22 protein-coding genes are annotated in these 23,837 nt (G+C 61.7%); 8 read left to right on the top strand and 14 right to left on the bottom strand.

What is annotated here, in order from left to right; genetic code table 11:
* Positions 1–292 precede the first annotated feature (292 nt).
* The 5 genes from AC56LH_RS03305 (at position 293) to AC56LH_RS03285 (ending at position 6,353) form a co-directional block, all read left to right on the top strand.
* Complete coding sequence (locus tag AC56LH_RS03305; RefSeq protein WP_499644024.1) at positions 293–1,168, top strand: glucosamine kinase nucleotide-binding domain-containing protein; 876 nt, start codon at positions 293–295, stop codon at positions 1,166–1,168.
* Entirely contained in the window at positions 1,165–2,304 is a 1,140-nt protein-coding gene (nagA, locus tag AC56LH_RS03300) for an N-acetylglucosamine-6-phosphate deacetylase (RefSeq protein WP_499644022.1), read from the top strand. Before AC56LH_RS03305 ends, nagA begins: the two co-directional genes overlap by 4 nt.
* A gap of 38 nt (positions 2,305–2,342) precedes the next feature.
* Positions 2,343–3,365 (top strand): SIS domain-containing protein, encoded by a 1,023-nt coding sequence (locus tag AC56LH_RS03295; RefSeq protein ID WP_499648374.1) that lies wholly within the window; start codon positions 2,343–2,345, stop codon positions 3,363–3,365.
* A gap of 39 nt (positions 3,366–3,404) precedes the next feature.
* Complete coding sequence (locus tag AC56LH_RS03290) at positions 3,405–4,892, top strand: glycoside hydrolase family 3 protein (RefSeq protein WP_499644020.1); 1,488 nt, start codon at positions 3,405–3,407, stop codon at positions 4,890–4,892.
* A gap of 177 nt (positions 4,893–5,069) precedes the next feature.
* Entirely contained in the window at positions 5,070–6,353 is a 1,284-nt protein-coding gene (locus tag AC56LH_RS03285; RefSeq protein ID WP_499644018.1) for a tetratricopeptide repeat protein, read from the top strand.
* Between the two features lie 538 nt (positions 6,354–6,891).
* Here AC56LH_RS03285 and AC56LH_RS03280 read toward each other — a convergent pair.
* The 4 genes from AC56LH_RS03280 to AC56LH_RS03265 form a co-directional block, all read right to left on the bottom strand.
* Positions 6,892–8,628, bottom strand: a complete 1,737-nt coding sequence (locus AC56LH_RS03280) for a methyl-accepting chemotaxis protein (RefSeq protein WP_499644016.1) — start codon at positions 8,626–8,628, stop codon at positions 6,892–6,894.
* A 514-nt stretch (positions 8,629–9,142) separates the two neighbouring features.
* Positions 9,143–10,171, bottom strand: coding sequence for a methionine synthase (locus AC56LH_RS03275; protein ID WP_499644014.1), 1,029 nt, complete (start codon positions 10,169–10,171; stop codon positions 9,143–9,145).
* A 26-nt stretch (positions 10,172–10,197) separates the two neighbouring features.
* Complete coding sequence (locus tag AC56LH_RS03270) at positions 10,198–11,184, bottom strand: DUF1852 domain-containing protein (RefSeq protein WP_499644012.1); 987 nt, start codon at positions 11,182–11,184, stop codon at positions 10,198–10,200.
* A gap of 151 nt (positions 11,185–11,335) precedes the next feature.
* Positions 11,336–12,121: an NAD(P)H-dependent oxidoreductase gene (locus tag AC56LH_RS03265; RefSeq protein WP_499644010.1), complete on the bottom strand. Its 786-nt coding sequence runs from the start codon at positions 12,119–12,121 to the stop codon at positions 11,336–11,338.
* A 95-nt stretch (positions 12,122–12,216) separates the two neighbouring features.
* Between AC56LH_RS03265 and AC56LH_RS03260 the strand changes: the two genes are divergently transcribed.
* Complete coding sequence (locus tag AC56LH_RS03260) at positions 12,217–13,122, top strand: LysR family transcriptional regulator (RefSeq protein WP_499644008.1); 906 nt, start codon at positions 12,217–12,219, stop codon at positions 13,120–13,122.
* Positions 13,123–13,223: 101 nt separating this feature from the next.
* Here AC56LH_RS03260 and AC56LH_RS03255 read toward each other — a convergent pair whose 3' ends face one another.
* The gene (locus tag AC56LH_RS03255; RefSeq protein WP_499644006.1) at positions 13,224–13,469 is read right to left on the bottom strand and encodes a glutaredoxin; all 246 of its coding nucleotides are present in this window, start codon (positions 13,467–13,469) and stop codon (positions 13,224–13,226) included.
* Positions 13,470–13,682: 213 nt separating this feature from the next.
* On the opposite strand from AC56LH_RS03255, the gene AC56LH_RS03250 reads away from it, so the two are divergent.
* On the top strand, positions 13,683–14,756 hold the full coding sequence (locus AC56LH_RS03250) for a flavodoxin family protein (protein ID WP_499644004.1): 1,074 nt from the start codon (positions 13,683–13,685) through the stop codon (positions 14,754–14,756).
* Between the two features lie 54 nt (positions 14,757–14,810).
* Here the strand turns inward: AC56LH_RS03250 and AC56LH_RS03245 are convergent, their stop codons facing one another.
* From AC56LH_RS03245 to rpsP, 9 genes are all read right to left on the bottom strand, one after another.
* The gene (locus AC56LH_RS03245; RefSeq protein WP_499644002.1) at positions 14,811–15,602 is read right to left on the bottom strand and encodes an SDR family oxidoreductase; all 792 of its coding nucleotides are present in this window, start codon (positions 15,600–15,602) and stop codon (positions 14,811–14,813) included.
* A gap of 101 nt (positions 15,603–15,703) precedes the next feature.
* A complete protein-coding gene (locus AC56LH_RS03240; RefSeq protein WP_499644000.1) occupies positions 15,704–18,505 on the bottom strand; it encodes a M16 family metallopeptidase in 2,802 nt (933 codons plus the stop codon).
* A 222-nt stretch (positions 18,506–18,727) separates the two neighbouring features.
* On the bottom strand, positions 18,728–19,078 hold the full coding sequence (locus AC56LH_RS03235) for a DUF3579 domain-containing protein (RefSeq protein WP_482897841.1): 351 nt from the start codon (positions 19,076–19,078) through the stop codon (positions 18,728–18,730).
* Between the two features lie 83 nt (positions 19,079–19,161).
* Positions 19,162–20,121 (bottom strand): CobD/CbiB family protein, encoded by a 960-nt coding sequence (locus AC56LH_RS03230; protein WP_499643998.1) that lies wholly within the window; start codon positions 20,119–20,121, stop codon positions 19,162–19,164.
* A 91-nt stretch (positions 20,122–20,212) separates the two neighbouring features.
* Positions 20,213–20,839, bottom strand: coding sequence for a CoA pyrophosphatase (locus AC56LH_RS03225; protein WP_499648372.1), 627 nt, complete (start codon positions 20,837–20,839; stop codon positions 20,213–20,215).
* A 131-nt stretch (positions 20,840–20,970) separates the two neighbouring features.
* Positions 20,971–21,363 (bottom strand): 50S ribosomal protein L19, encoded by a 393-nt coding sequence (gene rplS, locus AC56LH_RS03220; RefSeq protein ID WP_183553473.1) that lies wholly within the window; start codon positions 21,361–21,363, stop codon positions 20,971–20,973.
* Between the two features lie 135 nt (positions 21,364–21,498).
* Positions 21,499–22,260 carry a tRNA (guanosine(37)-N1)-methyltransferase TrmD gene (gene trmD / locus AC56LH_RS03215; RefSeq protein ID WP_499643996.1) on the bottom strand — a complete coding sequence of 254 codons (762 nt, stop codon included), beginning with the start codon at positions 22,258–22,260 and terminating at the stop codon, positions 21,499–21,501.
* Between the two features lie 26 nt (positions 22,261–22,286).
* Entirely contained in the window at positions 22,287–22,823 is a 537-nt protein-coding gene (gene rimM, locus AC56LH_RS03210; protein WP_499643994.1) for a ribosome maturation factor RimM, read from the bottom strand.
* Between the two features lie 55 nt (positions 22,824–22,878).
* The gene (gene rpsP / locus AC56LH_RS03205; RefSeq protein WP_258836218.1) at positions 22,879–23,127 is read right to left on the bottom strand and encodes a 30S ribosomal protein S16; all 249 of its coding nucleotides are present in this window, start codon (positions 23,125–23,127) and stop codon (positions 22,879–22,881) included.
* 248 nt (positions 23,128–23,375) lie between these two features.
* Between rpsP and AC56LH_RS03200 the strand changes: the two genes are divergently transcribed.
* Positions 23,376–23,789 (top strand): NINE protein, encoded by a 414-nt coding sequence (locus tag AC56LH_RS03200; RefSeq protein ID WP_499643992.1) that lies wholly within the window; start codon positions 23,376–23,378, stop codon positions 23,787–23,789.
* The last annotated feature ends 48 nt before the right edge of the window (positions 23,790–23,837 follow it).

Raw genomic sequence — 23,837 nt, 5'->3', positions numbered from 1 at the left:
CTGTTGCCGTCACGACGGCTGCGCCCAGCATCGCGCCGACGTCGTCCCGCACGCGGGCTCGAGCTGATGACGGTCGACGTCTGCCGCGCGCGAACTGGCCCGCCCTTTGCCGCCAGGTGCGATACCAATTCACATACCAATTTCAGAGAAATGTGTGCTCGTCAGGGTAATTTATCCAGAATTGGGGTCCCGCCATCGTACCGCCCAAACCATACCAGTTAAATACCTGTTGACAGCAAAGAGTGCCCTGCCTATAGTGCGGTGACCCTTTTTCCGGTATGGATTGCACACCATGATCGACTATCTCATCGGCGTTGACGGCGGCGGCACCAACACCCGCGTGCGCCTGGCCAGCCGCGACGGCGCCGCACTGGCCACCGGCAGCAGCGGCGCATCCGGCCTGCGCCACGGCATCGATAAAGCCTGGCGCGCAGTGCTTGCCGCCTCCGGCCAGGCCTTCGCCGCGATCGGCATCGAGACCATTCCCCTGAAGGCCTGCGCGATCGGCCTGGGCATGGCCGGCGTCCACAATAAAGAGTGGGCAGCGGCCTTGCGCGCCGCCGATCCGGGCTTCGGCGCCCTCGTGCTCGACACCGACGGCTTCACAACGCTGATGGGCGCCCATGGCGGGCGGCCCGGCGCGATCGTTGCCATTGGCACCGGCAGCGTCGGCGAAGCCCTGCGGCAGGATGGCACGCGTGTCGAAGTGGGGGGCTGGGGCTTTCCCGCCGGCGACGAAGCGGGCGGCGCCTGGATGGGCCTGCGCGCGATCGGCCACGTCCAGCAGGTGCTGGACGGTCGCACTGAAGGCGGCGCTTTCGCCGACGCCGTGATTGCTGCCTGTGGCGGCGCGCGCGATCCGATCCAGGTCTGGCTCGGCCACGCCACGCAGACCGACTACGCGGGCCTGGCGCGCTTCGTCGTGGCGCACGGTGACAGCGACCCCGTGGCCACCGGAATCCTGACACAGGCCGGCACGGAAGCAGCCCGCATCGCGCGCGCACTCGACCCGTCGGGCAGCCTGCCGCTGTCGCTGTGCGGCGGCCTGGGTGACACGCTGCGCGCTTACCTGCCGGCCGAAACGCTGGCGCGCTGCACGGCGCCGCATGGCGACTCCGCCACCGGCGCACTGCTCATGATCGAACTGCATCTGAAGGACAACGCATGACAGACGACCGCACGACAGACGAACATACAACCGACGAACCGCGCCATATCGTCAAAGGCAACATCCTCACCCCGGCCGGCTGGGTGCACGGCGCACTGCGCTTCGGTGCGCGCATCGTTGGCATCGACGGCCGTCGGGTCGACCCGGCCAACAATGACGACGTGTATATCGTGCCGGGCTTTATCGACGTGCACGTGCACGGCGGCGCGGGCCGCGACATGATGGAAGGCGGCGACGCCCCGCACGTGATCGCTGCACTGCATGCGAAGCACGGCACCACCAGCCTGCTCGCCACGACGATGACCGCGCCGGTGGAAGACATCGACCGGGCTTTGAGCGCCATCGGCGCGGCCTGCGCGGCGCGCGGCAAGGGCGAGGCGCGCATTCTTGGCGTGCACCTGGAAGGCCCGTACATCAACGCCGGCAAACTCGGCGCCCAGCCGCCGTTCGCGCGCGAGGCACACCTCGACGAAGTACGGCGCTTTCAAGCCATGGCGCCGATGAAGCTCATCACCGTGGCGCCCGAAATCGACGGCCACATGGCCCTCGTGCGGCAGTTGACGAAGGCCGGCATCCGGGTCCAGATCGGCCACACCAACGGCGATTACGACGTCGGCGTGACAGCTCTGGAACACGGCGCGGCCGGCTTCACGCACCTGTTCAACGCCATGCCCGGCCTGCACCACCGCGATCCCGGCATGGTCGGCGCCGCGCTCGCGCACGCCGAATACGCCGAGATCATTCCCGACCTGCTGCACGTGCACCCGGGCGCGATCCGCACTGCCCTGCGCTGCATCCCCAAATTGTTCTGCGTGACCGATTCGACGGCGGCAGCCGGCATGCCCGATGGCGAGTACATGCTGGGCCGCCAGGTGGTCCACAAATGCATGGGCGGCGTACGCCTGGCCGATGGCACGCTGGCCGGCAGCACACTGACGATGGACCAGGCACTGCGCAATCTGGTGGGCATGGGGCTGTCGATCGAAGACGCCAGCAAGCGCGTCTCGACCCACGCCGCCGACTATCTGGGCGAAACCCGGCGCGGCCGCCTGGCGCCTGGCTGTCACGCCGACTTCGTGGTCCTGGACCGCGCCCTGAACATCAAAGCTGTCCATATCGAAGGAGAATGCCTGTGAATGCCACCCCCGCCACCACTGACGGTACCGAATCGCTGATGCTGCAAGAGGCGCTGTCGTCGGGCGACTGCATCGCCCACGCCCTGACGCAGGACGCCGACCGCTACGCCGCGCTGGGCGAACAGCTGCGCGCGACCCAGCTGCACAGCGCCGTGACGGTGGCGCGCGGCAGCTCCGATCATGCATCGGGCTACCTGGCCTACCTGATCATGTCGCGCATGGGCCGCCTGGTCACGTCGCTGCCAATGTCGCTCATTACGTTGTACAAGTCGCCGATCATTGCGCGCGACACGCTGGCCATCGCCATTTCGCAGTCGGGCCAGAGTCCCGACGTGGTCGAGCCGATGCGGTATTTCCGCGCCGGCGGCGCTGTTACGGTGGCGCTGGTGAACGACGCCGCTTCGCCGCTGGCCGATGCCGCCGAGTGGACGATGCCACTGCATGCCGGCAAAGAGCAGAGCGTGGCCGCGACCAAGAGCTTCATCGCCAGCCTGGTGGCCGGCGCGCGCCTGGTCGCCGACTGGCAGAACGACCCCGAACTGAAGGACGGCATCGCCGCCCTGCCCGACGCGCTGCGCGCGGCCCGCAGTTTCGGCCAGGACGGCGACTGGTCGGCCGCCATCGACGTGCTGGCGCCGGCGCGCAACATCATGGTGGTGGGCCGCGGTATCAGCTTCCCGCTGGCGCTCGAAGCGGCCCTTAAATTCAAGGAAACCTCGGCGCTGCAGGCCGAAGCGTTTTCGGGCGCCGAGATCAAGCATGGCCCGATGGCGCTGATCGAGGACGGCTATCCGCTGCTGATCTTCGCGACGCGCGGCCCGACCCAGGCCAGCCTGGTGGCGCTGGCCGACGACATGCGCGCACGGGGCGCGCGCGTCCTGCTCGCGGCGCCGGCCGACATCGCCAGCCGCGACCTGACGCTGCCCACCGCCGCCATCCCCGACCTCGATCCGATCGTCGCGGCGCAGGCGTTTTATACAATGGCGGCCCGGCTGTCGGCGGCGCGCGGCATGAATGCCGACCAGCCACGCCACCTGAGCAAAGTCACCAAGACGAACTAACCGACCGAATCCCGACCGAACCCCGCCCGACTCTCCCCCATGAACGACTACCTCGACCTGGCCGGCCAACTGGTGATGGTGCGCCTGTTCGGCACCGAACTCGATGCCGACACCGACGCCTTCCTGCGCACCTACCGCATTCGCGGCGCCTGCCTGTTCCGCCAGAATATGGTCGACGCGGCGCAGCTGACCCGCTTCACGGGCGCGCTGCGTGACGCGATCGGCCCGCAAGCCCTGATCGCCCTCGACCAGGAAGGCGGCGCCGTCGTGCGCTCGACCTGGGTGCCGGCGCCGCCAAGCGCGATGGCGCTCGGCGCGGCGGGCGATCCGGACCTGGCGCGCGAGGTCGGCGCAGCCGTGGCGCGCGCGGTGCGTGCGCTGGGCTTCAACTGGAACTTCGCGCCGGTCCTGGACCTCAACAACAACCCGCACAATCCGGTGATTGCCGAGCGTTCGTTCGGCGCCGATCCCGGGCAGGCGACGCGCATTGCGCTGGCGTGGATGGAAGGCAGCGAACGCGAAGGCGTGGCCTGCTGCGTCAAGCACTTCCCTGGCCACGGCGACACGCACGTCGATTCGCACCGCGACCTGCCGTACGTCGACAAATCGCGCGCCGACCTCGAACGCTTCGAGTTCGCGCCATTTCGCATCGCTGCGCCCCACGCACCGGCCATGATGACGGCCCACATCGTCTACCCGGCACTGGACCCCGTCAACCCGGCCACCATGTCGCATGCGATCCTCACCGGCGTGCTGCGCGAGCAATTCGGCTACGAAGGCGTGATCATCACCGACGGCATGGACATGCATGCGATCGCGCACCGCTATGGTGTCGGCCAGGCGGCCGTCAATGCGCTGGTCGCTGGCGCCGACATGGTCATGGCCATCGGCACGCGCGATACGCAGATCGAAACCGTGCACGCGATCGCCGCCGCGATCCGCGACGACGTGCTGCCGCTGGCCGCCGTGCAGGCACGCCTGGCGCGCCTTGGCAAACTGGCCGATGCGCACCCGGCCGGCGCGCTCGCTTATGCGGCCGAACCGGATGACCGCGTACTGATGGAACGTGCGTGGCGCGCGGGTCTGACGGCATTGCGCTCGCCCCAGCGCCCGCCGCGTGGCGCACCTGTGCGCCTGATTGCGCGCGCCGACGTGATCAGCGATGGCGTGTCCGAAGCCGGCGTGCCGGCCGCCCGCATCGCGGCCGCACTGTCGCAGCTGTATGACGTCGATCTGGTGACCTTCGCCGACAGCGAGACCTTCGACTGGACCGCGCTGCCGGCCGACGGCCGCTTCACGATCCTGGCCTCGACCGCACGCCGCCGCTACGGACCGCACGCTTGCGCGACCTGGCGGCCCGACCTGCATCTGGCCTTGTGGAATCCGTACCAGGCGCTCGACTTTCCCGGTCCTGCACTGCTCACCTATGGCTTCGCGCCGCCCGCGCTGGCCGCCGCCGTGGCCTGGCTGGCCGGCGAGATCGACGCGCCAGGGGTCTGCCCGGTACCGGGTTTTGACGGGCCGTGACAGCGGCAAAGTAACGCGATGTAACGACACGGGCACCGCGGCGCATGCTGCGGCACAATTGCCAATCCAGAAAAAGCTGGATATATGGGACAATACTTTTTTGTCCGAGCTTGGCATTTTTGCTATATTGCAAAACGCACATTTCGTATATTTTTTGTCTAGATAGAAGGATAACCAATGTCCCAATTCCGTCTCGCCCGCCTCTGCCTGATGCTGGCCGCCGTCGGCCTGAGCTCCGCTGCCGTGATTCCTGCCGTCCATGCACAGGACAAGCCTGCTGCTGCCGCCGCTGCAGCGCCGAAGGACACCGTCCGCCCAGAGCTGTTCAAGCTGCTCGACCCGGCGCAGATCAAGCCGCTGATGGATGCAAAGAATTACGCCGAAATCCAGAGCCGCGTGACGCAGGCCGAAGCGTTCCCGAACCGCACGCCGTATGAAGACTACGTCGTCAACCGCATGAAGCTGTCGCTGGGTTCGGCAACGAACGACAACGCCATTTCGATCCCGGCCCTCGAAGCCGTCATCGCATCGGGCCGCCTGTCGGCAAACGAGCAGGCCGACTTTATCCAGGCCCTGGCGAACATGCACTACAACGCCAAGGATTATCCGAAGGCGATCGAGTGGTTCAAGCGCTACCAGAAAGAAAGCCCGACGCCTGAAAAAGTCGCCGCGCCACTGACCCGCGCTTATTACCTGGGCGGCGATTACGCCAGCGCCAGGGCAGCGCTGCTGCCAGCCATCGAGGCAACCGAAAAAGCCGGCCAGAAGCCAAGCGAAGAAGACCTGCGCCTCCTGGCCTCGTCGGCCAACAAGGTCAAGGACGATGCCGGTTACCTGGTCGCACTGGAAAAGCTGGTCGCCCACTACCCGAGCGACGACTTCTGGACCGACCTGCTCAACCGCGGCGTCGCACGCAAGTCAGGCTTCGATGCGCAGACCAACATGATCAACGTGTATCGCCTGGAAGCTGCTGCCGTCAAGCAGATGGCGCCAGAGGAATACGTCGATCTGGCCGAACTGTCGCTGCGTGACGGTTTCCCGACCGAAGCGAAGAAGACCATGGACGCCGGTTTCGCCGCAGGCGTGCTGGGCAAAGGCAGCAATGCCAAGAACCACAACGCGCTGCGCGACAAGGCCAACAAGGGTGCGGCGGACGATGCCAAGAACATCGCTGCCGGCGAAGCGGGCGCGGCCAAGGCCAAGACCGGCGCCGGCCTGGTCAACCTGGGTTGGGCGTACGCGACCATGGACCAGGGCGACAAGGGCGTCGGCTTCATCCAGCAAGGTATCGCCAAGGGCGGCCTGAAGAACGCTGAAGAAGCCAAGCTGCGCCTCGGCATGGCACAAGTTCGCGCTGGCAAGAAAGCCGACGCGATCTCGACCTTCCAGACCGTCAAGGGCGGCGGCGGTGCCGGCGACCTGGCCAAGTACTGGCTGGTGCTGCTGCAGCAGCAAAAGTAAGCCTGCTGTTGTCGATGGACCCGCGAAAGCGGGCCAGGCCCAAGGCCCGGCCCGCTTTTTTCATGTCAAAAACCGAAAGCCGGGGTCAGGTCTGACATTTGGACACGAACTCTTCCTTAACCCATTCACGGGGCGTTCATAAACAGACTTCTTGTTGAGCCTGTGTCTGAATGTCAGACCTGACCCTGCTAGTTTGTCTTGTTGAGCCTGTGTCTGAATGTCAGACCTGACCCTGCTAGTTTGTCTAAAGCCGGGGTCAGGTCTGACATTTGGACACGGACTCTTCCTTAACCCATTCACAGGGCGTTCATAAACAGACTTCTTGTTAAGCTTGTGTCTGAATGTCAGACCTGACCCTGCTAGTTTGTGACCCTGCTAGTTTGTGACCCTGCTAGTTTGACTTTTGTTTGACCCTGCTAGTTTGTCACCCTGCCAGTTCCGGAAACCAGCTACGCCGACACGCTCCTGGAGAGAGAATTGCTGCGACAGTGTCTGGCGCGCGGCATTCTTGCCGGGATGAGAATCCCAGCAAGTTTCATCAGAACTCTTCCCACTCAAGGTCCTTGTGCGCCTTGGTAACGCTGGTTGCAGGGGTCGTACCAGTCGCCCTGGCAGCCGGTGCGGCTTTGGGCGCGCTGGCCGCCAGTACCAGCGACTTGTCTGCCGGTTTTGCTGTCGCTACCTGCCGCGTGATTTTGCGTACCGGTGCGGCCATGGCTGAAACCGGCTCATCCAGCTTGAATATGCTCACAGCCTGTGCGAGTTTGCTCGCCTGCTGCTGCAGGGCAGATGTGGCGGCCGCGGCCTCTTCCACCAGTGCCGCGTTTTGCTGGGTTACCGAGTCCATCGATGTGATCGCTTCGTTGATTTGCTCGATGCCCGTTTCCTGCTCGCGGCCGGCAGTCGTAATTTCGCCAACAATGGCAGTCAGCTTCCGCACGCTCTCCACTACTTCGCTCATGGTCTCGCCGGCGGTGCTTACCAGCTTGTTTCCGTCCTGGACTCGGTCGACCGAGGCACCAATCAGTACTTTGATCTCCTTTGCAGCACTGGCTGACCGTTGCGCCAGGTTGCGCACTTCCGATGCCACCACTGCAAAGCCCCGGCCCTGCTCACCGGCGCGCGCCGCTTCTACTGCAGCATTCAGCGCCAAGATGTTTGTCTGAAAAGCGATACCATCAATCACCGCAATGATGTCCACAATCTTGCTGGCGGACGTATTGATCGATTCCATCGTCGAGACGACCTGAGACACGACATCACCGCCCCGTACGGCTACGGCTGTGGCCGATTGCGCCAGCTGGTTGGCAACGCGGGCATTCTCACTGTTTTGCCTGACGGTCGACGTCAATTCTTCCATTGATGATGCGGTTTCTTCCAGCGCACTGGCCTGCTGTTCGGTACGTGAAGAAAGGTCCATGTTGCCGGTCGCGACTTCAGTTGTAGCGGATGCGATTTCCTCGGTGCCGTTACGCACTTCACCAACGATTTTCTTGAGGTTGTCGTTCATCTCGCCCAGCGACGCGAGCAGCATGCCGATTTCGTCCTTGGTGGTGACCACGATGCGACTGGTCAAGTCCCCCGCTGCCACCGTGCGTGCCACTTCCACGGCACGGTTGACGGGGATGGTAATCGAGCGCGTGATGACCACCGCGATGATGATGGCGGTCAGCGTAGCGATGCTTGATAACACGACCGTCGACATGAAAGCGGCGCTCGTGTTGGCGCGTACTTCTTCGCCCGATTCCTGCATCAACCGCTCCTGCAGTGCAACCATCGCTTTCAGAGAATCGAAGAATCTGGTTTGCGGCGGGCGCAGGTCTTTCAGTACGTATTGGCCAGCCGCTTCGGCCTGACCATCGCGCAACAGCTTAATGGCGGCGTCCCGCGCTTGACCATAGCCGCTGCGCGCCTCGGTCATGGCAGCAAACATGCGCGTGCCTTCTTCGGTATTGATCAGACCCTTCAATCGTTCCATCATCTCAGTGTTCTTTTGAACTGACGCATCGACCTTGCCCAGCGACGCGTTGAGCTCTGCCGCATCATTGGCGCCGATGGTGGCGTTGCGAATGAACCGCGCCTGGACGTTGACCTCATCCTGTATCGACTTGGCCAGCATCACCTTGACGTAGCGGTCGTCGAGCATTTTGCTGGTAGCGATGTTGATGTTCTGGATCCGAATGACCGTAACCGCCGCCACTACCAACAGCAGGACTAGTACGATGCCGAAGCCGGCGGCCAGTCGGGTACCAATTTTAAAATTTGAAATATTCATGGTTGTGCGCTGTAAGAAGTGTGTCAGGAGTCTGCCCCGTTGGTCGGGGAAGTAGAACCAGGAATACCGGAAGCAGGACACAATCCGTGCAACCCGATGAGAATAATCTCGATCCGATTGTAAGCACAAAATTGCCTCAGGGAAAAAATATCAGCGATTAATAGCAGGATAGAGTTGTAATTACGCGATTACGCGCCAACGGACATCGTGAATCTTGCAGCTTCTGCAAGATTAAAAATCAACATGATTTTGCGCATGGGCAGGTGGGTCAAAAATGAGTACTGTCGCTTCCCTAACCAGGGACTGGGAGCACAAGGACGTGCCCACTTACAACGTCAGATAGTTGATGACGCTACGTGGGTCGCTGGGATGGTGGAGACGGTCAGGCCGTATGTCCAGAAGCGAACGTTCTGGACAGGTAAATAATTGTGTATTCGTCAGCGTAATACATTGCTGAAAACGGGCACGCCTTCGCGTGCCCGGCTCTGCATCAGCAAACTAAAACGTCACATGGTCAGGCCGAGAGTTCGCGCCGGATGATGTCGGCGCCGGCGTTCAACGCAGCCAGCTTGGCGCGCGCGATGTGGCGTGGTAAAGGTGCCATCCCACAATTGGTGCAGGGGCACAGCTTGTCGGCATCGACGAACTGAAGCGCCTTGCGCAGGGTATTGGCAACTTCTTCCGGGGTTTCGATAATATTGCTTGCCACGTCAATCGCACCGACCATCACTTTTTTTCCGCGAATGAGTTCCAGCAGATCCATCGGAACATGCGAGTTATGGCATTCCAGCGAGACGATGTCGATATTCGATTTTTGCAGTTGAGGGAAGATGGATTCGTATTGTCTCCACTCCGATCCCAATGTCTTTTTCCAGTCAGTATTGGCTTTGATCCCATAGCCGTAGCAGATGTGGACCGCGGTTTCACATTTGAGGCCTTCGATGGCCCGTTCCAGTGTGGCGATGCCCCAGTCGTTGACTTCATCGAAAAACACGTTGAAGGCAGGCTCGTCGAACTGGATGATGTCGACGCCGGCAGCTTCCAGTTCGCGCGCTTCCTGGTTCAGGATTTTCGCAAATTCCCAGGCCAGCTTTTCACGGCTTTTATAGTGGCTGTCGTAGAGCGTGTCGATCATGGTCATGGGGCCAGGCAGGGCCCATTTGATCGGCTGTCTGGTTTGCTGACGCAGGAATTTGGCATCGTCGACAAACACCGGCTTCGGGCGGCTCACGGCGCCAACTACGGTGGGCACGCTGGCGTCGTAACGATTGCGGATCCTGACAGTCTCGCGCTTCGCGAAATCGACGCCGTCCAGGTGTTCAACGAAGGTCGTGACGAAATGCTGGCGCGTCTGTTCGCCATCGCTGACGATATCGATGCCTGCCTGTTGCTGGTCTTCGAGGGACAGGCGTAACGCATCCTGTTTGCCCTCGGCCAGTTCCTCGTTTTGCAATTTCCAGGGCGACCAGAGCGTCTCTGGTTGTGCGAGCCAGGCGGGTTTCGGCAGACTGCCGGCAGTTGAAGTGGGCAACAATTTTTTCATATCAATTGGCTTTACGTGGTGGATGATCAGAGGGTGTAGCTGGCTGCCCATCGCTCGAGGATCGGTTGGTATGGCTTGATAAAATGTTCTTCAGCAAATTTCCCCTGTTTGACGGCGAGCTGGCTACGCTCTTCCCGGTCATACACGATCTGCGTCAATGAATAATCCTGGTGTTTCAATTTCGGCTGATAGTATTTGGCCGCCGCAGAATTGGCGTTGTAGATTTCAGGCCGGTAGATTTTCTGGAACGCCTCCATGGTGCTGACAGTGCCGATCAATTCCAGATCGGTATAGTCGGACAGCAGATCGCCGACAAAATAGAATGCCAGTGGCGCAACGCTATCGGGCGGCATGAAGTAGCGCACCCGCAGCCCCATCTTGCTGAAGTATTGATCGGTCAGCGAAGGTGCATCCTGCAGGTATTCGACACCCAATACAGGGTGTTGGTGTTCGGCGCGGTGGTACGTCTTGTTGGTTGAAATACTCAGGCAGATCACGGGGGACTTGCCAAAATTTTCCTTGTAGGCCGTCGAGCCAAGAAAGCACTGGAACAGCTTTCCGTGCAGGTCGCCAAAGTTGGCCGGGACGCCAAATTCCTGTCGATCCTTGTTGTGATCCGACAGCAACACGCTGAAATCATAATCGCGCACATACGAGGAAAAATTATTGCCGGCGATGCCGTCGATGCGGTCATTGGTCTCGTGATCGACGATGCTGGTTTTTAAAATCTCGATCAGCGGAAACGCATCATCGCGTTCTTCGCCCCCCAACGCCATGTCGACGGACACGATATCGAGTTCGAGAGAATAACGATCCCCCTTGGGATTGTCCCAATTGGCCAGCGCATTGAAGCGCGCGTCCATCATCTGCAATGCCTTGCGCAGATTGTCCTGGCGATTCTCTCCTCTGGCCAGGTTGGCGAAATTGGTCGTGATACGCGTGCCATCCGCCGGACGGTAATGTTCGTCGAAACGGACGGTCTTGATCGCAAACGTGAAATCTTCATTCTTCATAGCCAGGTGCTCCGGGATAGAGAGCACGACATGTGTGCCCAACCCAATGCAGTATGCCCACGCGTTGGAATGAATAAAAGTGATGTTAACTCATCAAACGATGAGTTCCGCTCATGACTCGCGTCTTAAGTGTCACCAAGCCTGCAAACGCTTACGTCTTGATATGCGCTTCCAGCCCAACTCTCCCAGGCATGACATCCTCCGCCAGCACATGCCGGTCCGGATAGTCTCCACCGTTCTGCGTCCGAAATGCCATCGGCGCGGCATTGAACAATTCGCGCAGGCTCGTGCGCCATGCGGACTCGATGGAGGCCATGCGCCCGGCGTCGATGCGAACCGCGTTGTAGGTGGCAAACGTTGGCAATACCTGCATGCCGGGAAAGAACAGGCTGCCATGAGTGATGGGAAACAGCAGCTGCTCGAGAGGGCCGTTGATGCCACGAGCTGAATAGTCGATTTCCGGTCCGCCAACGGTGACGGCCAGCATGGCGCGCTTGCCGGCGAAGCCGCCTTCGCCGTAGCGATACGTATTGCCCGCGCCCTGGTAACCGTAAGCCAGGCCGAACGCCCAGACCCTGTCGATCCAGCCCTTCATAATCGCCGGCATGCCGAACCACCACAGCGGAAATAGCAGGATGATGGCATCGGCGGCGCGCAATTTCGCCTGCTCCCGTTCGACGTCCGGCGTCTGGCTGCCGGTGGCATAGGCATGACCCGATTCATCGATGAACGCCAGACGTTCGGGGTTCACGCGGTTCGGGAAATCGTTTGCATCGAACACAGCCTTCCACCCCATCCCGTACAGATCGGACAGGGTGACGGTGTGCCCCTGTGCCTCCAGGGTTTGAATGGCAATCTCCACAAGGTGACGGGTGGCCGAGGTCGGCTCCGGGTGTGCATACACGAGCAGCACGTTCTTTCTGGTCGTTGAGGTCATATCAGCGCTTCCTGCAAGAATGATGGGAGCTCGCCAGTGTGATCGGTCCTCGGGTATCTGTGAAATTGCATTGTTTTTGACCTATTATCCATCGGATGAATACCAAAACCACGCTTGACCTTAATCTTCTGGTGACGTTGGAAGCGCTTCTGATCGAGCAGAACGTCACCAAAGCTGCCCAGCGTTTGCACCTGAGCCAGCCGGCAGTGAGCGCGCAATTGCGCCGCCTGCGCGCGCTGTTCGACGATCCGCTGCTAATTCCTCTGCAGCGCGGCATGGCGCCCACCAGCAAGGCGCTCGAATTGCTCGAGCCACTGCGCCGCTCGCTGGACCAGCTGCGCTCGACTGTGTCCGAGCACCATGATTTCGACCCGGAAGCGTCCGCGCTCGACGTCAACATCGCCTGCACGGACTACCTGCAGGCTGTGCTCGCGCAGCCGTTCGTATTGATGCTGCGGCAACGCTTTCCCGGTGTACGAATCGCCTTGCACCATCTCGATCCGCAGGGCCTGGAGGCGAACATGGCCAAGGGCGACATTGATCTGGCGCTGATGACGCCGGGCGAGGCGCAAGGCCCACTTCGCAGCCGTCATTTGTTCGACGAGCGCTACGTGTTGATCGGCAGGCGTGACCATCCAAAGTTGTGCCCCGGGATATCAGTCGCGCAATTCTGTGCGCTGGAGCATGTCATTGTGTCACTCGATGGCGGCGCGTTCTCGACGCCTCTGGATAGCGGGCTGGCTGCGCTTGGACACCAGCGCAAGGTGGTGTTGTCGGCGGCGTCATTCCTGTTTGTACCTGGGATCGTTGCGCAGTCGGACCTGGTGGCCCTGGTACCGGAACGCCTGGTGCGCAATGCTGCAGTCATGCTCGACGCCGTCGATTGCGCCTTTCCCGTTCCCGGCTTTTCGGTGAGCATGTTGTGGCATGAACGTCATCATGGTCATCCTGCCCAACGCTGGCTGCGTGCCATGATTGCGGAGTTTGCCGAGCGGCTATGAGCGGACATCCAGGTTCATGTCGCCGGCAAAAACTCTGCCGGCATTGACGGCCTGGTGAGGCAGCGGACGTTCATTGCGCTGCCCCACCAGCCGGTTGCTGGTTACTTCTGACCTAGCATCTCGACAAGTTCGTCGTACCCACCGACGCGCTTTCCGTCGATATAGGTCTGTGGCGTCGTCTGGACACCTTCCGCCTCCATGAAGGCATCGACCTCGCTACGGGTCGTCAGTTGATGATCCTCGACCTGGTAACCGGCCTGCTGTAATAGTTCCAGTGACTCGACGCCGAACGGACAGATATGTTCCGGGGTGACCATGCGGTGCAGCACTGCTTTTTTCGATTCCATTGACATGTTATTCCTTTGCTCTTGACAGGTTATTGGCGGTGACGCCACGGGCCGTTACATTGTGGTTCCACAGTAAACAGGCATGACGACCCGCGCCGTGCGTGAACGCACCCACAGTCGCGCTGCCCGTGCACCGATTCGCCATTCAGTGTGCGCGCGCGAACACAGCCTTTAACCAGTCCTCGCGATAATAACCCCATTCACATGGGAGAAATGATGACGACGGTACGCAAGGGCCAGGCGCCCGCCAAGCTGGGGCGCAACGAATTCCACCTGCAATTTCGCCGCACCTTCCAGGACCCCGGCTACGATGCGCTCGAAAACGAACTGGCCGCTATCGAAGCGGTCGCCTGGGACGCTTACCAGGACGGCCGCAAGGCCCCACGCACGGTCAAGGCCGGGCCAGGGTTTGCCGATCCCGACTACGACCTGTCGGTCGACTGGAAAGCCGCGCGCGACCGCCTGCTTGAGGCCGAAAAGCACCAGAAGAACCCGGACACCAAGAGCCGCATCCTGGTCATCAACGCGTCGGCCCGCAACGACGGCACCTGCCCCGGCGAAATCTCGAAAAGCTGGCGCATGTCCGAAATGGCGCGCGAGATCATCGAAGCCGATGGCATCGAGGCCGACATTCTCGACCTCAGCCTGATCAACTCCGACTACGACCGCCACATCCACCCATGCAAGGGTTGCGTCTCGACCGCGATGCCGCTGTGCCACTGGCCATGCAGCTGCTACCCGAACCACGCCGAGCGCCAGGTCAATGACTGGATGAACGAGATCTACGAACGCTGGGTGCTGGCGCACGGCGTCATCATCATTACGCCGGTCTACTGGTACCAGACGCCGGGCGTGCTCAAGCAGATGATCGACCGCCTGGTCTGCGCCGACGGCGGCAATCCCGATCCGTCCTCGACACAGGGCAAAAAGGCCGAGATCGCCAAACAGATCGAACGCGATGGCTGGGACTATCCGAAACACCTGGCCGGGCGCGCGTTCGGCCTCGTGGTGCACGGCGACGTGGCCGGCATCGAGGGCGTGCGCCGCTCGCTGTCGGACTGGCTGGAATGGATGGGGTTGATCAGTTCGGGCAGCTTCGGACAGCTCAACCGTTTTATCGGCTACTACGAATCCTATGCCGACAGCCACGAGACGTTCGACGCCGACCATGCAGTGCAGGAAGAAGCGCGCAACGTTGCCCGCGCCGTGGCGACTGCCGTGCGCGAAGTACGCGCCGGACGCGTCGCCGTGGCCAGCCAGGACCTCAAGCAGCCGCGGCCCAAGTAAGCCCGGCGCCAGCAGCGTGCAGCGTGCGCAGCGCGGTGCACGCTGCTGGCGAACCTAGACGGCCGTATAACCGCCGTCGATGACCATCTCGTGGCCATTGACGTACGAGGCCATGTCCGAACACAGCCACAGTGCCGCCTGCGCGACTTCGCCGGCTTCGGCAAAGCGGCCCATCGGATGGGCGGCCTTGAGCTTTTTCTCGATGCCCGGGTCGCGCTCGATCGCGCGCGCCAGCATCGGCGTTTTTACCGCTGCCGGGCACAGCACGTTGACGCGCACGCCGTCACGTGCATACTCGGCGGCGGCGCTCTTGGTCAGGCCCACCACCGCATGCTTGCTGGCACTGTAGATCGCATGGTTCGGGCTGCCCACCAGGCCGGCAACACCTGCCATGTTGACGATCGACCCGCCGCCCTGCTTGAGCATCTGGCGCAGCTGGTATTTCATGCACAGCCAGACACCCTTGACGTTGACGTTCATGATGCGGTCGAACCGTTCATCGTCGGCGTCGGCCAGCGGGTGATGCTCTTCGTCCACTGCGGCATTGTTGACAGCGATGTCCAGGCGCCCGTAGTAATTGATGGTTTTTTCCACCAGGGCCTCGACCTCAAGCGCGCGCGTGACGTTGCTCTGCACAAACAGTGCCTTGCCGCCGTTTTCCACGATCATCCCTGCCGTCGCGTGGCCGCCTTCGATCGAAATATCGGCCACGACCACACACGCGCCTGCCCGGCCAAAGGCCAAGGCAATGGCGCGACCGATGCCGCTGGCGGCGCCAGTGACCAGGACGACCTTGCCGGTGAACGACAAGCCGCTCGCTGGCGGCAATTTGGTGATGCCCTTCATGATGCTCCCTGGGTGATACTTTAATTCTGGAAGGAAACATTTTAACGCATGCTTTCCCCAGCGTCACACTTCAGGGCATTTATGACGGGTATCTGTTGCAGTTAGGGTATAGCGACTATCGGTTTGACCGGCTCCCCGACTTTGGATTGGTCGCCAGCCATCACGACGGACAGTTTTGCCGGATCGATCGCCTTGCGGAACGCCGCGTTCAACTCGGGCAATGTGACGGCGTTCAGCTTGCGTTCCAGTTCCAGCGACCACAGGAAGGTCTTGCCGCGGTACAGGTACGAGGTCCAGCCGCTCGCCAGTGCAGCATCGTTCGTGCGTGTCTGCAGGCGCTGCTGCATCAGCCCCGAGCGGGCGCCGGCCAGCTCGTCGGCCGTGAAGCCCTCTTTGACTGCACGCGTCAGTTCGGCGCGCACTGCCGCATCCAGCTTTGCCAGGTTCTGCGGCGCGGCGATGGCGCCGATCGAGAACACGCCGAAGCGGTCGAGCGTCCCCGCCATCAGATCCGAGCCGCCACCGTACGACAGGCCGTCCTTCTGGCGGATCCGGTCCATCAGGCGCGATTTCAGGCCCCCTTCACCAAAGATGTAATTGGCCAGCATCAACGCCGGATAGTCCGGGTCTTCGACGTTCAGGTCGACGTTCAGGCGCGCCGTGTATGACCCGTTCTCCTTGTCCGGCGTATTGAGTGTGCGAGCGAGCGGCGCCACCTCGGCGTAGTCGGTCAGCACCGGTGCGAACGGCTGCGGCGCACGCCAGGCGCCGAACAGCGTGTTGACGAGCGGCGTGATCTGGGCCGCATCGAAGTCGCCCACGATCGCCATTTCGGCCGGCTGGGCGCCGTGGAAGTCGGCGTGGAATGCTTTCAGGTCGGCCAGGCGCGCTGCCTTGACCTCGGCCACGTCTTCTTCGAGCGAGTTCGCGTGCCGCACATCACCCTTCGGATAGCGATTGAAGTGCAGCGCCATGGCGCGCGCAGCAGCACTCTCGGGCTCATTGCGGCTCGCTTCCAAGCCCACCAGGATCTGCTGGCGCAGTTGCTCGAATTCGGATTCCGGGAACGCCGGTTCGCGCAGCACGTGCGCCACCAGTTTCAGTGCTTCGGGCAGATGTTCGCGCGTGGTCTGGAAATGCGTCGGGCCGCCCGTCATCTTGAGCTTGTCGAAGGCGTCGGCCAGTTCGGCGCGCGTGTAGCGCGTGGTGCCGCGCATTAGCATCGCCGACGTCAGGCCCTGGATCGTGCCCTTGCCGAACAGGCTTTGTTCGGTGCCAAAGTGCTGGCGCAGGTCCACCGTGACGGTCTCGCCGCGGTTCTTTTTCGGCAGCAGCGCCAGCTTCACGCCGCCTGCCGTGGTCACCGTCGTGCGCTGCATGATGTTTTGCTGGCTCGGCTCGAAGTTTTCCGCCACCAGGTTCGACACGGCGGGCTTGAAGTCCTTCAGCACGTCGGCCACGGCCGGCGCGGCTGGCAGCGCCGCGCGTTTCGACGATTCTTCGGGGATGAAGGTACCGGTCACGCGGTTGGTGCGCAGGTAGTAGCGGCCGGCACTGGCGGCGATCTGCCCGGCCGTCATCTTCTGCACGCGCTCGCGGCTGACGAAATACATGCGCCAGTCGCCCAGTGACGCCGGCTCGGACAACGCCACACCGACCGCCTGCGGATCGTTCAGGCTGCGCTCGACCGTGTTCAGCCACGAACGGCGCACGCGCTCGAGTTCCTCGGCCGTGGGCGGCTTGCTGGCGAATTCTTCAACCGCCTGGATCAACGCTTCACGTACCGGCTCGATGGGTTCGCCCAGCTTGACCACCGCGCCAAAGTACTGCAGGCCCGGCGCGTAGCCGGTCTGGCCAAAGCTGAACACCTGGCTGGCCTTGCCTGTTTCGACCAGCAGCTTGTGCAGGCGGCCATTGGGCGCGTCACCCATGATCTGCGATGCGAAGCCCAGCGCTTCGGCCTCCGGGTGCAGGTCGGACGGGATCTTGTAGCCAACCGCAACGAACTGCATGTCGCCCTGGCGCCGCACGGTGAAGCTGCGTTCGCCGTCCTGGGTCGGCTCTTCGGTCCAGAACACGGGCAAGGCGCGCTTCGGCTTTGGAATCGCCCCGAACAGGCGCTGGATATTGGCCAGCGTGGCAGCCGGCTCGAACTGGCCGGCTACCAGCAGCACGGCGTTGTCCGGCTGGTAGTAGGTGCGATAAAAGTCTTGCAGGTTCTTGATCCGCACGTTCTCGATGTCGCTGCGGTTGCCGATCGTCGAGCGGCCGTAGCTGTGCCAGTCATAGGCGATGCTCTGCATGCGCTTGAACAGCACGTTGCCCGGCTGGTTTTCGCCGCTTTCGAATTCATTGCGCACGACCGTCATCTCGGACGCCAGGTCCTTGGCAGAGATGAAAGAATTGACCATGCGGTCCGCTTCCATCTGCAGCGCCCAGTCCAGATTGCCTTTCGAGGCCTGGAACACTTCATAGTAATTCGTGCGGTCGAGCGACGTGGTGCCGTTGAACTGCATGCCCCGTTCCGAGAACTGCCTGGTGATGTCGCGGTTCTTTGTCGAGCCCTTGAACAGCAAGTGTTCCAGCAGGTGGGCCATGCCTGTCTCGCCGTAGTTTTCGTGGCGCGAGCCGACCATATAGGTCATGTTGACCGTCACGGTCGGGCGCGAGGCGTCCGGAAACAGCAGTACTTTGAGGCCATTGGCCAGCCGGTATTCGGTGATGCCTTCGACCGACGGGCCTTGCGTCACGCCCTTTGGCGGCGCGACACTGACAGCACTGGTGGCGCTGGCGGCGGGCGCCTTGACAGCCGTCTGGGCGCTGGCAGGCGCAGTGGTGATCAGCGCCAGGCACAGCGCAGCGACATGCGCGGAGATGTCGCGCAGCTTGTTCTTTGAATCCATGGTGTCCCATCATTGGGGCAGAACGCCAACCGTCCCGCCTGATACCGGAATGGTAGCAGAGGAACAAGCCGGCCATGCCCCTCCGGTTGACCGGTTGACGGCAGGCATTGGATGCGTGCTAAGGCGCTGGGGACGGGGGGACGCAGAGCGATTCAAAGTCGCCCCAAAAGCAACACTGGCGCCTAGAGATGATCGAGGCGCCAGTGGCGAGGTGAGGCAGGTTCAGGCCCGGGGTTTCTGTTCGCCGGGCAGCGGCACGAAGCAGGCTTCGACGATCTGCATGTCGTTGTCGGTCGCAAAGCTGCGCACGAAGTGATACGCCAGCGGCTCGATCTGTTGCAGTTTGCGGTTGACCACGACGGCCTTGATGCCATTGACAAGGGTCGGGTAGACGTAGGGCGAATACTTGAGGTGGGCGTTGGGCCCGCCGGTGCCGGGGCAATACGCCGCCAGCACACCGCACAGCCGCTCTGCCCAGTCGCTCGGGCGGAATTGCTTGCCGTTGTTCGTCATGCCCAGGACAAAAAATTCTCCGGAGAGTTCCTCGTCCTTTGTCTGCGCTAGATCGGTCATAGTCCTGAAGGGCTAAGTGAAGCCACTATTATATCTTATAGAAGACCTGAGGACGAGAACCAGGGCGCCGCCCCACTCCCGCCCTAGCGCAGCCAAGCCACACTGGAGGTCAGCAACAGCAGAATCATCCACAGAATCACGGCGCGCCACACCAGGCCCACCGTGCTTTGCAGCGCGCGAATCGTCGGTTCTTCGCCCGGCAGGATGTCCGCATCGCTGTCGCTCATGTCGACCATGGCGGCGTCCGCCGGCAGCAATTGTGGGGCATTTTCATTCGGCGTGCCAAGACGCACACCCATCGCGCCGCCACCGGCCGACAGGATGATCCCGCGCGCTTCATCCACCCAGCGGTTGGCGAAATTACGCCATGCATAGACGGCGTCTTCGAAATTGCCCACCACGGCAAACGCCACCGCCGTCAGGCGCACGGGCATCCAGTCGATCCAGTAAAACGCCTTGGCCGCAAACTCGCCGAATGCCTCGTTGCGCATGTGGTCCGGCTCGTTCCACGCACGCGACAGGTATTCCGAGACGCGGTACATCACCGCGCCGGCCGGCCCCAGCGGCATCAGGAACCAGAAGAACACGCCGAACACATTGCGGTGCGTCGTGATCAGCGCTTTCTCGACGGCGATGCGGGTGATGTCGGTGCTGTCCATGCCGACCGTGTCGAGCCTCGTCCATTCGGCCAGCAGCGCACGTGCACGCGCCTCGTCGCCGGTATTGAGGGCGAACTGGATGGAGGTAAAGAAATGGCTGTAGTGGCGAAATCCCATCGTCAGGTAGACGATCAGGACGTTCCAGATGAAGGCCAGGAACACCAGGTTGTAATACATGAACACCCAGTGGATGATCCAGGTAGGGAGCATCAGCGCCCCCATCATCAGGAACCACCCCATGCGGCCATTGGTCTGCTCGCCGGCGTTGAACCAGGTTTCGATGCGAATGGCCAGCGCCTTGATGGCGCCGTACACCTGGTTGTCCGCGCGCAGCGGTTTCAGTTGCTCAATGAGCAGCGCGCACAGGATGGAAAAGAATGTCATTCAGGAACCCTTTTTTGTTATGGCAACACGACTGCCCCGATACGATAGCGGAGAAGCACGCCAGAATCAAATTTCGGGCACCAACAACCTTTCACGCCCGCAAGAAATGGAACAGGTTGCGCAACATGGCGGCCGTCGCGCCCCAGACGAAATACTGCTCGTACGGCATCGTGTAGAAAGCCCGGCTGCCGCCCTGCGGCAGGGTGATTTCGCGCCGCTGGTGATGCTGGCCATCCATCAGCCAGGCGAGCGGCACTTCGAACGCTTCGGCCACCTCGCCCGGATCGACCTGCAACGTGAATGGCGGCGCGACCAGGGCCACGACCGGCGTGACGCGGTACGCGCTGATGGTGGCGTAGTCGGGCAGCACGCCGATGATCTCGATGCGATGGCGCGACAGGCCGATTTCTTCTTCGGTTTCGCGCAGCGCGGTTTCGATGGGCGATGAATCGTAATCTTCCGAGCGGCCACCGGGAAAGCTGACCTGGCCGGCGTGGCTCGTCAGATGGTCGGTGCGGCGCGTGAGCAGGACCGTCACGCCTTCGGGCCGCTCGACCAGCGGGATCAGCACGGCGGCGCGGCGAAACGGCGCGGCCAGCCGGTCATCGGTCTCGGTCGAAATTTCCGGCTCCCAGGCCAGGGTTTGCGCAAAGCGCTGGCGCAGCGCTGTGGGATTGAGCCGTGCGGGCGCGACCGCGGCCTCGCCGGCCAGACTCATCACGGGCAACTGGGTAGGGTCGAACACGAGCTTGGCCAAAATGACGTTCTTTCAATAAGCGCTGCGGATAGTAAAAAAGGCATCCTTGCGGATGCCTTTTTATTAGCAAAGGTGCTTGCGCACGATGGCTATTACTCAGCTGCAGCTGCTGGCGCTGCTTTGACGCGACGCTGTGGCAGTTTTTCTTTGATACGCGCCGATTTGCCCGAACGCTCACGCAGGTAGTACAGCTTCGCACGACGCACATCGCCACGACGCTTGACTTCGATCGAAGCGATCAGCGGCGAGTAGAGTTGGAACGTACGCTCGACGCCTTCGCCGGACGAGATCTTGCGAACGATGAAGTTCGAGTTCAGGCCACGGTTACGACGGGAAATCACGACGCCTTCGTATGCCTGGGCGCGCTTGCGGGTGCCTTCGACGACGTTGACGCTGACGATAACGGTATCGCCAGGTGCGAAATCAGGGATCTTGCGGCCGAGGCGCGCAATTTCTTCTTGCTCGAGTTGTTGAATCAGATTCATTTTTATGACTCCATTAACCATCTTGCCGGCGCTACCTTCGCCCAGTAGAGGATGGGGTTGAACAACGGGCAACGTGCCCGCTTTTGCATGCGTCTTGCGACACATGTTCTTTGCGCGTCTTGCGACGCCACATTCTTAGTCGGCAGGTTTGACCAACCCTGCCAGAAACTGTTCGTCTTTCTTGGTCAGCTGGCCAGCGCTGCGCGCCGCGTCCAGCAGATCCGGCCGTTTTGACAAAGTCGCTTCCAGCATGCGCTGGCGGCGCCATTTGACGATTTCGGCGTGGTTACCACCCATCAGGACAGGTGGCACCGGTATGTCTTCGTACACGTCAGGCCGCGTATAGTGCGGCGAGTCGAGCAAGCCGTTGACGAAACTGTCTTCGACGGCCGATGCATCGTCGCCAAGCACGCCGGGAATCAGGCGTACCACGGCGTCCATCAGGGCCATCGCCGGCAATTCGCCGCCCGACAGCACAAAGTCGCCGAGAGAAATTTCCTCATCGACGCAACGGTCGAGCAGGCGCTGGTCCACCGCTTCGTAGCGACCGCACAGGATGACGAGACCGGGCTCGTCCTTCAGTGCCATCGCGCGGGCATGGGTCAGCGGCTTGCCTTGCGGCGACATGAACACCACGCGCGGGCTGGGCAGACCGAGGTCTTGCTGGCGTGCCTTCGCGGCATTGATGGTCGCTTCGAGCGGCCGTGCCATCATCACCATGCCGGGACCACCGCCATACGGGCGGTCATCGACGGTGCGGTGACGGTCTTGCGTGAAATCGCGTGGATTCCAGAGATGCAAGCCCCAGCGTTGCTGCTCGAACGCACGGCGGGTCACCCCGGATTGCGTCAATGCGGCAAACATTTCCGGGAACAAGCTCACGACGTCAAATTGCATCGGATCTCAAGCCCACGTGGACGGGTTCAAAAATCGAGACCCCAGTCCAGGGTAATCAGTTTTTGGTCGAGGCTGACAGTCTTGACGAATTGGTCGACGAACGGCACGAGGCGCTCGGGGGCCTTCTCGTCTGACGACGGATCGGGCACCGGCACGATGCGCAAAATCGATTGCGCGCCATTGCTCATCATGTCGGCCACCTTGCCCAGGGCTTCGCCCTGCAGGTTGACCACGTCAAGCCCGATCAGATCGGACCAGTAATACTCATCTTCTTCGAGCGCGGGAAACGCGCTGCGTGCGATCTGTACCGTGGCGCCCTTGAGCGCTTCGGCAGCATCGCGGCCCTGCAGGCCGACCAGCGTGGCGACGACATCGCCGCCATGCAGTTTTGCACTGCGCACCGTAACGGCGTGCAGAGTCGGCTTGCTGACCCACCAGGTTTTCACGTTCAGCAGCGCATCGGCATCAGAGGAGTGCGGCGTGACACGAATGCCACCGACGATGCCATAAGCACCGGACACATACCCCACTTCGGCCAGATCGGCGGGAACCGAAGTCCCCATACCGGCGTTGCTTGCTGCTGAATCGTTCAAACCTGCGTACCTTGCTTAATAAAAATTAAGCAGCTGGCTTTTGCTGGGCGACCAGGCGAGCGACGGTTGGCGACAGTTGCGCGCCAACGCCTTCCCAGTGAGCCAGACGGTCAGCAGCGATACGCAGGCTGACTTCGGCGCCCGATGCCATCGGGTTGTAGAAACCGATACGCTCGATGAAACGACCATCGCGACGATTGCGCGAATCAGTTGCAACGATGTTGAAGAACGGACGCTTTTTTGCGCCACCACGAGCCAAACGAATAACGACCATAATATTTCCGAAAAAGTTGTTCTGGACGGAGAAAGTCGACGATTATAGCGCGCGACACCGAACAGCAGCAAGCGTTAATGATACAGGGCGCGCAGTCCCAGGAGAATCAACCATTATCACCGATTTCGCGCCAGACCGCTACCAGCCATCTGCCCTAATGCCCTGGAATACGCTGCCAATCGCCGAAAGCGTGCCATTCGCGCCAATCTGGACGATACTTTGGCTTTCCTGAACGATTGACAACATCCATGGCTGCTGCGCACAAGAACAAGACTGTCGCCACCCTGCTCGCCCTTCTGCTGGGCGGCTTCGGTATTCACCGCTTTTATCTGAAGCCTGGTGCGGACCGCATCGGCCTGCTGCACCTGTGCTGCCTGCCGGTCATGGGGATCCTGTACGGCGCGGTCAAGCCGCATCCGTTTTATATAGTGCTGCCGCTGCTGGTGTCGTACATCGCCGGCTTTGTCGAGGCGCTGGTGATCGGGCTGACGCCGGATGAAAAGTGGGATGCCCAGTACAACACGCACAGCGGGCAGCAGTCGCACTCGAACTGGGTGCTGGTGTTGCTGCTGGTGATCACGATGCTGGTGGCGACCACCGTGCTGATCGGGACGATCGCACGGTTGTCGGATGTGATGTACACGGGTGGCGCGTACGGGTGACAAAAAAAGGCAGCCCGCAGGCTGCCTTTCTTGTTACGGCCAACGCGA

The organism is Telluria sp. LT1R51-2 (genome assembly GCF_059685775.1).
The sequence above is the reverse complement of the archived record's forward strand: the minus strand, read 5'-3'. Positions and strand labels throughout refer to the sequence as shown.